At 45.1% G+C, this 13546-nt stretch carries 6 protein-coding genes and 2 pseudogenes (1 of these 8 only partly in view); 6 read left to right on the forward strand and 2 right to left on the reverse strand.

The window, feature by feature from the left end:
- Window positions 1-40 precede the first annotated feature (40 nt).
- The 4 genes from FHG67_RS15705 (at window position 41) to FHG67_RS15720 (ending at window position 6947) form a co-directional block, all read left to right on the forward strand.
- Window positions 41-1159 (forward strand): ATP-binding protein, encoded by a 1119-nt coding sequence (locus FHG67_RS15705; protein WP_142499845.1) that lies wholly within the window; start codon window positions 41-43, stop codon window positions 1157-1159.
- A 155-nt stretch (window positions 1160-1314) separates the two neighbouring features.
- Window positions 1315-3576 (forward strand): DUF5682 family protein, encoded by a 2262-nt coding sequence (locus tag FHG67_RS15710; RefSeq protein ID WP_142499846.1) that lies wholly within the window; start codon window positions 1315-1317, stop codon window positions 3574-3576.
- 52 nt (window positions 3577-3628) lie between these two features.
- A complete protein-coding gene (locus FHG67_RS15715) occupies window positions 3629-5014 on the forward strand; it encodes a VWA domain-containing protein (protein ID WP_142499847.1) in 1386 nt (461 codons plus the stop codon).
- 7 nt (window positions 5015-5021) lie between these two features.
- Complete coding sequence (locus FHG67_RS15720; protein WP_142499848.1) at window positions 5022-6947, forward strand: hypothetical protein; 1926 nt, start codon at window positions 5022-5024, stop codon at window positions 6945-6947.
- A 979-nt stretch (window positions 6948-7926) separates the two neighbouring features.
- Here the strand turns inward: FHG67_RS15720 and FHG67_RS15730 are convergent.
- Window positions 7927-9740 (reverse strand): annotated as a pseudogene (locus FHG67_RS15730) (sodium:solute symporter family protein).
- Between the two features lie 169 nt (window positions 9741-9909).
- On the opposite strand from FHG67_RS15730, the gene FHG67_RS15735 reads away from it, so the two are divergent.
- Window positions 9910-11127 (forward strand): aspartate kinase, encoded by a 1218-nt coding sequence (locus FHG67_RS15735; RefSeq protein ID WP_004498815.1) that lies wholly within the window; start codon window positions 9910-9912, stop codon window positions 11125-11127.
- Between the two features lie 427 nt (window positions 11128-11554).
- Here FHG67_RS15735 and FHG67_RS22440 read toward each other — a convergent pair.
- Window positions 11555-11745, reverse strand: a pseudogene (locus FHG67_RS22440) (hypothetical protein); the annotation flags it as partial.
- A gap of 750 nt (window positions 11746-12495) precedes the next feature.
- On the opposite strand from FHG67_RS22440, the gene FHG67_RS15750 reads away from it, so the two are divergent.
- Window positions 12496-13546, forward strand: the 5' portion of a protein-coding gene (locus FHG67_RS15750; RefSeq protein WP_004496831.1) for a methyl-accepting chemotaxis protein. 1034 nt of this gene lie beyond the right edge of the window; only the first 1051 of its 2085 coding nucleotides appear in the window; its start codon is at window positions 12496-12498; its stop codon lies off the right edge, out of view.

A 13546-nucleotide genomic window follows, 5' to 3' on the forward strand; every position in this document is an offset into this window, starting at 1 on the left:
TTTCGATCGAATTCCACACGATCGTTTGTAGGATTACACTATGACAGAAAAACAAAATTCACTTTTAGACATTCAGAAACCTCCCGCCGAAAAACTTTTCGCGGAAGAATTGGAACGATTGCAAAAAAAGGACGAGGCGAAACCCAAACCTCCCGGCTGGAGACTTTCTCCGCAGGCGGTCATCGATTTTGTGTTAGGCGACGAAGGTTTCGGAATTACCCCGAAGTTCGTGGGGGAACGGAATTTTATCGAATGTTGCATCGTCGCCCTTGCCACAAATCGGGGATTGATGCTGATCGGAGAACCGGGAACCGCCAAAAGTTATTTAAGCGAACTTTTAGCGGCGGCGATTTCCGGAGATTCTTCCCTTACGATTCAAGGAAGCGCCGGAACTACGGAAGACCAGATCCGCTATTCCTGGAATTACGCCCTGATGCTTTCGGAAGGCCCTTCCGAAAGATCGCTCGTACCGGCTCCGATCTACGAAGGTATGAAGTTCGGTAAGATCGTGCGTTTCGAAGAACTTTCGCGCTGTCCCGGAGAGATTCAGGATACACTGCTCTCGATATTAAGCGACCGGGTTTTACATATACCCGAATTGAACGGAAACGAAAACGTACTCTTCGCCAAACAAGGCTTCAATATCATCGCCACTTCCAATACACGCGACCGGGGGACGAACGAAATGAGCTCCGCTTTGAAACGAAGATTCAACTTCGAAACGGTGACTCCGATTTCAAGCATTTCCGAAGAACAGGCGTTAGTCGAAAGAGAAATGGAACGTCTGCTCAAACAGGCGAACGTTCCGGTCGGACTTCCCCGAGACCTGACTCAAATACTCGTAACCTGTTTTCACGAATTACGAAATTCTAAAACGATTTCGGGAAAGGCTCTGGAGCCTCTCGGCTCCGCATTGAGTACAGCGGAAGCGGTCAGCGTCGGATTTTCCGCCGCCTTACACGCGTATTATTACGACGAAGGGAAAGCGAATACGGATCATATCGTATCCAATATGCTCGGATCCGCAGTTAAGGATTCCGTCGAAGACTTGAAAAAGATCAGACACTATTTCGACCAAGTGGTGGCGTATCGAAACGAAGAAGCCTGGAAAGAGTTGTATCGGTCTCGAAAACTTTTGGACAGAAGCTCCGATTTCTAGAAGTTGTTATCTTAAAAATGTCTTAGACGTTTGAAGGCACATCGTAAGTAAAGATAAAGTATTTTTGAGATCACTTCTAATGAAAAGTTCGAACCCTAAAAACACTCAAACGACGGATCTGTGTCGGAACCGAAAATGATAAGCGACGTAGAACTATGACGGATTCGATTTTCTTTTTTCCGGTACGGCATCATAGCGTCGTCGCCTCGCTGGCGCTTCGAAAATCGATGAACGAGCTGAAACCTTCGGCGGTTCTCATCGAAGGTCCTTCCGATTTCAATCCCAAGATGAACGAGTTGTATTTGCCGCACACTCTGCCGATCGCGATCTATAGTTTCGTCCGGAACGAACTCTCGCAAGGCGCCTATTTTCCGTTATGCGATTATTCCCCCGAATGGGTCGCGTTACAAACCGCAAAATCTTTACAAATTCCCGCGTTCTTTATAGACCTGCCTTGGGCCGATCTTTGTTCGATCCACGACATTACGAAAGATCCCGTTCATGAAACGGAACGATTTCACTCCGACGATCCGTTTCAAACCAACGATTTCATTTCAGCCCTCTGCAAAAAAATGGGAGTTCCTCGGTTTCAGGATTTATGGGAAGAACTCTTCGAAGTCGATCTACAAACGCAAACATACGAGGAACGAGTTGCGATCTTCTGCGATCAGGTTCTAAAAGAATCCAACCCTCCGGACAAAACGACTCGAATGAGAGAATCGTTTATGGCCTTTCAAATTCGACTTGCACGGACGCGGTTTACCGGACCCGTATTCGTCGTTACGGGCGGACTTCATTCTTCCGCATTGAGGCAAAGAATGTCAAGGCCCGCGGAACCGGACGAGTTATACTGGAACGACCGCAAAACACCCGATTGCGAGCAAGGAATCGCTCTCACTCCTTATTCCAACGTTAGATTTGAAACGCCGAACGGTTCCGGAATTGCAAACCTCGGTTTTTACGAATTTGTCTGGGAAAGCATTCAAAAAAATGAATATTTTGATCATCGTCCATTGGTCCGAAAGATCATCACTTCACTGCGGAAAAAAGGACAAAGGATCGGTACAGCCGATCGAATCGCGGCCGAAACCATGAGCAGGGCTTTGGCCGATCTAAGAGGCCACAAAGATCTATGGAAAAACGATCTGATCGACGGTTTTCGCGCGACCTTGGTCAAAGACGAAATCGCAAGAGACGTCGGACATCCGCTTCTCGATACGATCTCGGAAGTGATGCGGGGAGATCGTATCGGTCGTTTGGCCGAAGGAACTTCGCTGCCTCCGATCGTTTCAGACATTGAAACTATATTAAAAAATTATAACCTTTTAGCCAAACGGGAAAAGCGGACTTTCGAACTCGACCTGTCGCAATCGGAACAAAAAGTGCAAAGCAGGATTCTACATCGATTGGATCTTTTGAAAATCGCAGGATATTCCCTAACTCAGCGCGCGGATGCGATCGCTCACGACGTAAGGGAAAAATGGGAAATCTCGATGCAAACGGATTTTCACGCGTCCTGTATAGAAGCTTCTCGATACGGAAGCACACTTTCGGAAGCGGCAGCGGGAGTATTGAATCGGCGGATCCGCACGGAAACGGATTTGGAACTCGCCGCCGCCTGTCTTGTAGACGCGGCGTTAGCCGGCTTAGGAAAGCATACTGCTTTTCTGTTAAAACGACTTTCGGAATTGATTCCGATCGAAAGCGATTTCCTCAAAGTCTGCGCAGCCCTGGAACAAATCGCCTATCTATACGTATATGATGAAATTCTAAAGTTAGAGAAAAGAGAAAACCTAGCGGGAATTCTCCGCGAAACCTATCGTAGATCCCTCAACCTTTTGGATCGGCTCGGGGCGACTTCCTCTCAGGGATTGGAACAGGCACGAAGCGTGAATATCGCAGTGAGAACCTACGAATATTTTTCGGAATCTTTAACGTTGTCTTCGGACGAGATAGAAGGTATCTTATCGCGGATAAGCGCGGATTCGGAAATAGATCCTTTCGTTCGAGGAGCGGTTTGCGGCGCTCGATGGAAATTGAATTTCGCGGACACGATCGTGGATCAGCTGAACTCTTTCTATGATCCTAGCAAACTGGGAGATTTTCTATCGGGGCTTTTTTTAACCGCTCGTGAAACCGTACAGCGGAACAAAAACCTTTTGACTGCTTTAAACGATAGAATCTCCGACTTATCTTATACGGAATTTTTGGAAGCGTTACCGGCAATTCATACGGCTTTCACATTTTTCACCCCGAGGGAAAAACACAATATAGGACTCAGTCTATTCGAGATTCTTCAACCGGGAACCGTAGAGACGTTTTCAAATCAAGAAGATCCTAAAACGGTTTTGAGGGCGATGGAATTCGAACGGATTCTTTTCGATGCGGCTTTCCGATACGGAATACGAACGAATTAAATTACGGAGTTGAAAACGGAGTTTCGGCGAAAACCGCAAACACATTAAAAAAATGGAATACGACAAAGACGATTTCAATACGTTCGTGCGATGGCGCTTGATTTTAGGAACAGGTTCCGAACAAGCGTTAGGCGCCCCTCCTCTCTCCGAACAACAAAAAAGAATGAGCCGGGCCCTCGAATATCTTTATGGAAGGGAATACGGCTCGGATCGAAATACGAGAACGGGAAGTTCGGGAGAATACGACTCGGATCGAAAAACAAGAACGGGGAATTCGGGAGAATACGACTCGGATCGAAAAACAAGAACGGGAAGTTCGGGAGAATACAGCTCGGATCGAAATACGAGAACGGGAAGTTCGGGGGAATACGGCTCGGATCAAAATACAAGAACGGGAAGTTCGGGAGAATACGGCTCGGATCGAAATACAAGAACGGGGAATTCGGGAGAATACGGCTCGGATCGAAATACAAGAGCGGGAAGTTCGGGAGAATCGAAATTAACCGTGCCTTTATGGATCAACGAAATACACGAACTGTTTCCGAAAACAACGATCGAACGGATCGAAAAGGACGCATTAGAACGTTATCAAGTGATGGAGATGGTGACAAATCCGGAACTTTTGAAACGAGTTTCCCCGAACAAGACCCTTCTCAAAGCGGTACTGCATACGCGTCATCTAATGGAGCCTAACGTGTTGAACCTCGCCCGCGAACTCGTGCGAAAGGTGGTGGAGGAATTGATGAAAAAATTAGAGACTACCATTCTAACCTCCTTTCGAGGTGTGAAAAATCGAAATCGGCGCTCTTCTCTTAGGATTTACAAAAACTTCGACGTCAAAGGAACGATTCGCGCCAATCTAAAACATTTCGATCCCGCTTCCAAAAAACTGATTCTGCAAAAACCCTTATTCCATTCGAGAATCCATCGTTCCATGGCCGATCGTTGGCGGCTGATTATCCTGGTGGATCAATCCGGAAGTATGGCGGACAGCGTGATTCATTCCGCGGTTACCGCTTCGATTTTCTGGGGAATTAAAACGCTTAAAACGACTTTGGTTCTTTTCGATACGAACGTTGTGGATGTGACGGATCATTGTTCCGATCCTGTGGAGACTCTCATGAAAGTGCAGTTAGGCGGAGGAACGGATATCGGTTCCGCAGTTTTATATGCGGAAGGAAAAATCGAAAATCCTCGCAGAACCATGATCATACTCATCAGCGATCTTTTCGAAGGCGCCCCTCCCTCGAGACTCGTTTCCGCGGTTCATAGACTGGCGGAAAGCGGAGTTCGAATCTTGGGTTTAGCCGCGTTAGACGAAACTGCAAACCCGAGCTACGACGCGGAAATGGCGGATAAACTCGTCAAAGCGGGAGCCGAAATAGGAGCTATGACTCCCGGCGAACTTGCGGAATGGGTCGGCGATAAAATCGGGTAATACGAAGATGCGCAAAGACATTCTCTCTTTATCACTACAGGAATTGGAAATATTAACGAGCAAAGGAACCGTTAGCCGCGCCGTTAAGGAAGTCGAATCCGACATCCAAGGAGAATGGAAAGAAACCCAAGACGGAAACACGGAAGTCGTCTGGGAAGACTCCGTCACCTGCGTTCTCCCGGAAGCGGCGTCGATCCAGGACTTCGTATGCACATGTCCCTCTGCGGGAATTTGCAGGCACATCGTTCGTACCGTTGTCGCTTATCAAAAACGTTCGGCCGCGGACGAGCCGAAACTATCCTGGAATCCGGGCGACATCGACGACGAAAGTCTGCGATCTTTTTTATCGGCCTCCTCCCTTGCAAAAGCGAAATCCGTTTTCGATTCGGGCATCGCGATCGAACTTGATCGAACGGAGACTCCGACCGCCAAAATTGAGGGATTGGGAAACGTATTCTTTCCCGTTCCAAACGATGTAAGATACGCGCGCTCCGATCGAAAGGGATCGATCGGAGAACAGGCGGTTGCGATCGCGGTGTGGGCATTTCGTCTAATGCATAAAAACAAAGGATTTGTTTCCACAGAACGGAAAAAAACCGGAATTCCGATTCACATCACCGATGGCGCGGACATCGCCCTAAAGGAAATCGTCGAATACGGTTTTCAAAGCGTATCTTCGGAACGTATCCGAAACGCGTTATCCGATCTAGAGCGATCCTGTATCCGGGAAGGACTGTTATGGCCCGCAGACGTTTTGGCCGAATTGCGGGAAAAATATTCAAAATATTTGATACACGATTCGCAGTTCGACCCGAATCAAATCGCATATCTTTTGGGAGAATGGTTTGTCAGAACGGACGCATTGAAAGAGAACAAAGGCGAGATTCCTTTCTCCATGATCGCCGGAGACTCCAAAAAGTATTCTTCCGAACTGACCACACGGACCTTGATCGGACTCGGATCGGATGTACGCGTTTTTAAAAAAGGTTTTACGGTACGTTCCTATTTTACGGCCCAAAATTCCGACGAAGTGTTGTTATGCGAACGTTTTTTGGAAAGACCGGCCGAAGAACCGTTTCACGCGGCGGGAAATCTTTCCGCGCTCAAGGGAATTCCCCTTATAGAATTCGGAAAGAGTTCGATCGTCAGCTCTTCGGTTAAAAGAACCGCTTCCGGTAGATTACAATTCGGTAATAAAGCGATTTCGAATCCTCATACGCTTCGTTTCGAATCGTTGTACGAAGGAATTTTTTACGACGATTACGACAAGGCAATCCGAACAATTTCGCAGCGGCCTCCCCGAGCCTTGGGACCTCGCTCCGCGGCGGGAAATTTTTTAGTCTTGAAAGCGGATCGATTCGATCCGCCGTATTTCGACGACGTTACCCAAAAGATGAAACTGGAAGTAGAGGACAAAAACGGAACGGTCGCGTATGTTTCTTTTCCGTATTATAGCAGGGCAGTAAACGGACTGGAGAATCTTCGACAGTCGTTGTTTGATTCTTCTCTTTGTTATCTTTGCGGGATCGCGAGTTCCGTATCCGGTAAATTGCACATTCAACCCGTATCGGTCGTGATCGAACGAAACGGGGATCGCACGATGTTACAGCCGTATTTGGACTCGAAAACTTCCACGTCGGATTTTTCGATGTCGAGTCGGTCTTTTTCCGAACAAGATCCCTTGAAAGAATATATCGCCGAACTCACATCCGCGGTTTCCGATCTTTGTACGGTCGGTTTGAAAAGATACGATCAAACGAACCTTTGGAAAAGACTGATCCAACGATCCAATTCGCTCGGACTCGGAAAAATCACGATCCTTTTGGAATCGGTTCTTCATTCGATGCAGAATTCCGGTAAAAAGGACGTTTCGCCGGTTCTTACTCTGACGGCCCTTCTCTGCCTTTCCAGAGACGTCGAAATTCCGTCCTAAATCGAACCGGGTCCGAAAACATTTTTTCACGAAAGAATTTCATATTTTCTGAATATTCTAAAAACAACATGAGTTCTAACTGAAAAAGAATCTTTTAAAAAGAGGGTTTCTACAATTTTAGAATTTGTTCGTAAAATCGCGATTTGCTGTAGCTTCGACTTTAAAGAATAGATTTACAAAGTTCAAATTACAACTTTTTACAGAAAAATGAACCATGGATTTCTTATGCCGAACTCACGTTAAAAATAATAGAGTTGTTGAAAAATTCCATAGTTCCAATTAACAAAACTGCTTCAATCGTCCATTCCAATGAAACAGAAATAAACTAAGAATTAATTTTTCAATAACTCTATTATATGGACATATCAACATTTCTACGATCGCCTAAGAATCTGTCCCAAAACCCGTCGAGCGCCCATAGAAGCGAGACGCTTTAGTTTCACAAGTGTGGGAACTCATACAAAAATCTAACGATATTATAAACTACTTGAAAGTTCTCAAACTGCCCAAAACGACGATTTTTGCAGGAACTACTACAATTCATGAAGAATGATTATGTAAATTCTTTGAGGCTTTTGAACCAGCCCTCATGTTTTCGAAATATAAATCAAAAAACATACAATTTTCAGAATATTCTAAATTAAGAATATATAACTATTTCAAAAATACCTTATGCCTAAATACCGATCCCGATCATTCCAAGATATTTTCAAGATCGCTTATAGAACTTTTCCCAAAACTTAGATAGAAACGTTGTCGCAAATTTTTCACACAACGAAGGAGTTCCTACAGATTACGTCTCTTTGGCTATGGATCGGCTTTCGAATCGATTCTATTGTCGTTCGACTCCCGTTGGAGTTCCTACATTTGCAAAACTAAAGCGCAGAGCGGCCGCTCTGCAGAATTCGGAACAAGTTCTATTCAAAATCGACCGTGTTTCAAATCCGTTGTTTTTCACGTCTAAAACGTTCGCCAAATGTCAATCGACCCGGTTCTGATTGAATTCTTTCCCCAATAGATAGCGCCGAAAACCGCAAAGCCGATCAGACAACAAGCGCCTTGCCAAAATTGCAACAGAAAGAAATATCCCAAAGAAAACATTCCGAAAAATAAAGCGACGGTTCCCAAAAACCAAAGGACGATTCTTCGTTGAAAATCCTCCAGTCGTTCCTTGCTTTCATTGCCTTTCCAAAATCCGAACGGCTGCGCCCTTTGCACAAACGCGTCTAACGTTTCTTGCGGCACGGGAGGAGTCAAAAGCGTAACGACGATCGAAACGATCACCGAACCGATCGCGACCCAGAACAAAAGATATTCCGATCGAACTTCGGGAAATAACGGATACAAGATCATGGAAAGAACGAGGGCGGTGATCATTCCTGAAAGTTCCGTCCAAGCGTTGGTTCTCCACCAAACCCATCTTAGAATTTGAGGCAATCCCATTCCGGAAGCGAACGCCAACAAAAATTTCCACGCACTCGCGATGGATTGGATTTGAGTCGCGACCAAAATCGCTACGATCGACATCAACACGACGGCGATCCGGCTGACTCTCACCAAAGTTTTATCGCTCGCGCCCGGATGGATAAATCTCAGATAAAAGTCGTTCACCAGATAACTCGCGCCCCAGTTGATATGAGTGTCCGCCGTGGACATAAAGGCCGCCATCAGACTCGCGAATACGATTCCCAAAATTCCGCTCGGCAAAACGAGTTTCATCAAAATCGGATAACCCATCTCACGATCCCCGCCCACGATCTGCCCTTCCGAAAAATATCTTGTCGGATCGTGCAACGGAAATACGACTAACGTGACGAGCGCGGTTAAAACCCAAGGCCAGGTTCGAATGATAAAGTTCGCTACGTTGAACCAGAGCGAACCCTTCTCCGCTTCTTTCGGATTTTTTGCGGTGTGAATTCTCTGCGCCAAATATCCCGAACCGTCCGAATAATACTGAGCCCACCATTGCACAGATATAAATATTAGAAAAACGTTAAACGGAAGGGAGGCGCCTTGAAAATCCGGCCAAAAACTCAGGATCGATTCGTATTTGTCCGGATAGATTTCTTTCATCCCCATCAGCAGACCGGAAATCCCCCCTTGGCTATAAACGGCGTACACCGCAAAAAGAATCGCACCGCCCATTCCCAAAGCAAACTGAACGAGATCGGTCAGAATCACTCCTTGGATTCCTCCCATACTGCTATAGACGATCACGACCAAAAACAAAATCAAAACCGTGATCGTATTATTCAAAGAATCGAATATTAAAAAAGAAGGCCATAGACTTTGAACGATCGCGAATCCGTTCTTCCCGAATATATCCTTCCAATCCAAAAAAGGACCGGTAATCTTAGACATCGCTTTGAATACCCATCCGAGTACAATCGAATTTACTAATATACTCAAATAGAACGCTTTGACCATCCGAAGAATTGTCGCGGGTTTTCCGCCGTAACGAAGTTCGACAAACTCCACGTCGGTGAGAACTTCCATCCTTCTCCATTTACCCGCAAAAAAAACGGTCATCGCCATATAACCGATGGCCCAACTCCACCAAAACCAGTTAGCCGAAATTCCGTCGGCCGCGACAAAACCGGTGATCACAAGAGGAGTATCCGCGGCGAATGTAGTCGCGACCATCGAAGTTCCGAGCCACCACCAAGGAAGTTTCCGATCGGCGACAAAGTAAGAAACAAGATTCTTGCCCGCTTTGGGAGAAAGCAGAACTCCCGCAGCAAACGCAAATAATAAATACGATAAGATAAAAAACCAATCGAGAATACTAAACATACTTTCTTCTTAAAGGAATTCGTTCGAAAACGAAATTCTACGGTATTGATAAAACTTTCGTCAGTTTTAAAACCTTTCCTAAGAACAAAACCCTCTTTCCAAAATCGGAGAATCAAAATCGAATTCTCTTGATCCCTCGTCTTAAAAGAAAAATATGACTGTTAAGGTTATGGCAAACATCATCGTTCAAAAATACGGCGGAACTTCCGTGGGAACCCCGGAAAGAATCCAGAACGTTGCGAGAAGAATCAAATCCTATCACGACAAGGGACAACAAATCGCCGTCGTGGTTTCCGCTATGGGACATACCACGGACGAGCTCGTGGACCTCGCCGCAAAAATTTCCGCAAATCCTCCCAAACGGGAAATGGACATGCTCCTCTCGACGGGCGAGCAAATTTCCACAGCACTCCTCGCCATGGCTCTTTGGGAAATCGGAGTTCCCGCGACTTCTTTTACGGGCTCTCAAATCAAACTTCTAACGGACGGAAATTTTTCGAACGCAAAGATCAAAGAGATCGATCGATCCAAGATCGATAACGCGTTCAAAGAAGGCAAGGTAGCGATCATCGCCGGTTTTCAAGGAATCGACGAGGAAGAAAACATCACCACACTGGGAAGAGGCGGTTCCGATACATCCGCGGTAGCGGTAGCGGCGGTTCTCGGCGCGAAAGAATGTGAAATTTATACCGACGTTGACGGAGTTTATACGGCCGATCCGAGAATCGTTCCGAACGCAAAAAAACATACGCAGATCACTTACGAAGAGATGCTCGAACTTGCAAGTTTAGGCGCGGGAGTTCTTCATTCTAGAAGCGTAGAATTGGGAATGAACTACGATGTGGTCATACACGTCCGTTCCAGCTTTAACGAAAACCAAGGGACACTTGTGATGAGCGAGGATAAAATTATGGAAAAATTAAAAGTCAGCGGAGTCACCGCAAAGAGTGATCAAGCAAGAATCACCATCGCGGAAGTTCCCGACAAACCCGGCTTAGCGGCGGGACTTTTCGGGGAATTAAATTCCAAGCATATTCTTGTGGATATGATCGTACAATCCTCTCCGCATAACGGAATCAATACGATCTCATTTACGATTCCCAAAAAGGACGTTCTTCAAGCAAAACCGATTCTTCAAGGATTTTCAAAGGCACATAACGCAATGGAACCAGAAATCAACGAAAGTATCGCGATCGTTTCCGCGGTCGGAGTGGGAATGAAGTCTCACGTAGGAGTCGCGGCGGGAATGTTCAAAGCTCTCGCGGACAACGGAATCAACATCGAAATGATTTCCACCTCCGAGATCAAAATCTCTTGTGTAATCCCCGAAGATCAAGCAAAGATTGCGATCAACAAAATTCACGACGTATTTGGACTTTCGACATAAAGTCTTCGATTTCCAGAATAGAGTTGTTGAAAAATTCAATGATAAAGTTTAACAAAATTGCTTCAATCGTCCATTTCAATAAACGGAAGCAAATGGAGAATTAATTTTTCAACAACTCTAATCATTGAAAGGAAAGACGGAATTTCCAAACTCGTCGAGAGATCCGGATGTTCCGTCAAATCACCCGCCGCGTTAAGAAAATTGTAGTCTTTCCCGTAAATACGGGAAACGACGCCCTTTGATATGCAAGCATCTCGTCATATTGAAGAAACATTTTTGATTTCGAAGATACAACGACCTCGCAAGTCTTATACATTAGAAAAATCTAAATCGATATTCAACAACATACGAAAACCCACCAGCGCGCCAGCGTCTCGGTAGGAAATCGAATTCAATCCTCTTTCGTAGAATGGAAGACGGCAAACAATTAAAAAAATACAAAAATCCAGTGCATCGCCGTAGTTTCGTAGCCCCATCAGCGGACTGTTCACAGCGATAAAAATTCCCCACATAAGAATATTCGCAGTTCCTAATAAAGTGTTGAATCGCCACGGCGACAATATGCCAGGATCGTCTCGGTTCCGCACGAAAAAGAAGGACCCCAAGTATAAAAGCGAGCTCTTGCCTGAGTTTCCCCTGATTTTGGGTGGTGGGGAGAATAACTCTATTTCGCTTTCTACGGGGCGCTTTCTTTCTCAACTGCGTTGAGAGCCGCTCACGACGCTCCGCTGTTCGCTGGCTATTTCGCTTTCTACCATCACCTTACCCATAAGTATTTGGATCCGAAGATAAATCTGTCGGAGTTACGACAAATCCCCCGTGAAACTTAGTTCCCACCCTTATTTTTGGGTGGGGGTGGAGGCGGAAAGACTCGGGAAATTTTTCTCTATCAGAAAATCATACTTTTTGCAAGTAAAAAGTCTCATTCTTGTCGGAACACTTGCATTTTATTGTATGTAAAGTTCTATCCACTAAAATCTAACCCCCTAATCACTAACACGTCGGAACACTTGAAAAATATCAGTTTTGATCCTTATTATTCCAAAAGCCTTCTTAATGGGTAAGGTTATGGGTTTAAGACCTCATATTATTTCGAGAAGGGACTCCAAAAAAATTACCCTATCGCAAATCGATTCAAATGCTTTGGGTGGCGTTTTTTCATTCCGCCCCATGACCAAAAAATTCGAATCAACCTCAGAAGAATCGGTAAATATCACATTTATGAATGCGACATAGACCGAATTTTTGTTTTTCCCAAGATAAAATAATGATTTTTTTATAAATTAGCAATTTTTTGCTCGAGCTTTTCGTCCCATCCTTCGTTAATCACTTTTTAATTACTTAATAGACAAGTTGCGGGAGGACGCAATGAGCATTCGATTTCGCATTTCTTTGTATCTTTCAATCGTATTATTTATCGGTTTTGGAATTCTTGCAACAATCAACTCATATACAGCCTATAAAAAACTAGAACAAGAGGTGGTCAACAGTTCCGAAGTAACCGCGGAACGTTGGACCTTCGAAATCAAAGACTATTTAGATACGGGTATGGGTATAATCCGGGGTTTCCGATTCCCGCTTTTATTCGATTCTCCTCCCCGAAGCAAAGTCATCCTAGCTTTGCAGGAAATACTGAAGGTGAACGAGAGTTATTTCGGCGCCCGAGTAGCCTACGAGCCGAACGGCTTCGACGGACAAGATGATCAATTTGAAAATACTCCCGGGCATGATGCCACCGGAAGATTCATTCCTTATCTTCATCGTGGAAAAACGGATGAAGAAATCGTATTGGAAGCCGCTAAGTATTACGATAACCCTGGTCCGGAAGGAGAATGGTATCAAACCCCTAAAAAAACGCTGACTCAATTTGTAACCGACCCGTATTATTATGAACTCGACGGAAAGGTCAAAATTCTTATGATATCTCTGATCGCTCCGTTCCGTGTGGGAAATCAATTTTACGGTGTGGGCGGTCTCGATTATCGATTGGAGGAATTGCAAAAACTGATCGGCGGTAAAAAACCGTTCCAAGGTCAAGGTTACTTATCCCTCATTTCCCCAAAGGGAATTTATGCCGTGAATGGTTTTGACGGTAATCTGGTTGGAAAACAAATTCCCGATGCCCAAGAATTGGAGTTCTATCTCAAAGAAAGTCAGGAAGAGACCGGAAAAAAATTTACCACCGACTCAAACGGATATACGCATTATTTCTTTCCGTTTCATATCGGCAAAGATAAACGTTTTTGGGCGCTGCAAGTAAGTATCCCCAACTCGATTTATCGAGCCGCGATCATTTCCATTCTTTTTCAAAGTTTCGTTGCCACCATACTCATACTAGTCTCCGTTCTTCTTTGTGTTAATTTCATATTCCAAAGATTGATCTCGGCCGGACTTCTCAAAGCCGTCGGATTTTCAGAGG

This window comes from Leptospira weilii (assembly GCF_006874765.1).
Classification (GTDB): Bacteria; Spirochaetota; Leptospiria; order Leptospirales; family Leptospiraceae; genus Leptospira; species Leptospira weilii.

Bases quoted from the DNA above. Each gene is read 5' to 3' on its own strand.
- FHG67_RS15715 (WP_142499847.1), top strand. From the start codon at position 3,629: ATGGAATACGACAAAGACGATTTCAATACGTTCGTGCGATGGCGCTTG.
- FHG67_RS15705 (WP_142499845.1), top strand. From the start codon at position 41: ATGACAGAAAAACAAAATTCACTTTTAGACATTCAGAAACCTCCCGCC.
- FHG67_RS15720 (WP_142499848.1), top strand. From the start codon at position 5,022: ATGCGCAAAGACATTCTCTCTTTATCACTACAGGAATTGGAAATATTA.
- FHG67_RS15735 (WP_004498815.1), top strand. From the start codon at position 9,910: ATGGCAAACATCATCGTTCAAAAATACGGCGGAACTTCCGTGGGAACC.
- FHG67_RS15710 (WP_142499846.1), top strand. From the start codon at position 1,315: ATGACGGATTCGATTTTCTTTTTTCCGGTACGGCATCATAGCGTCGTC.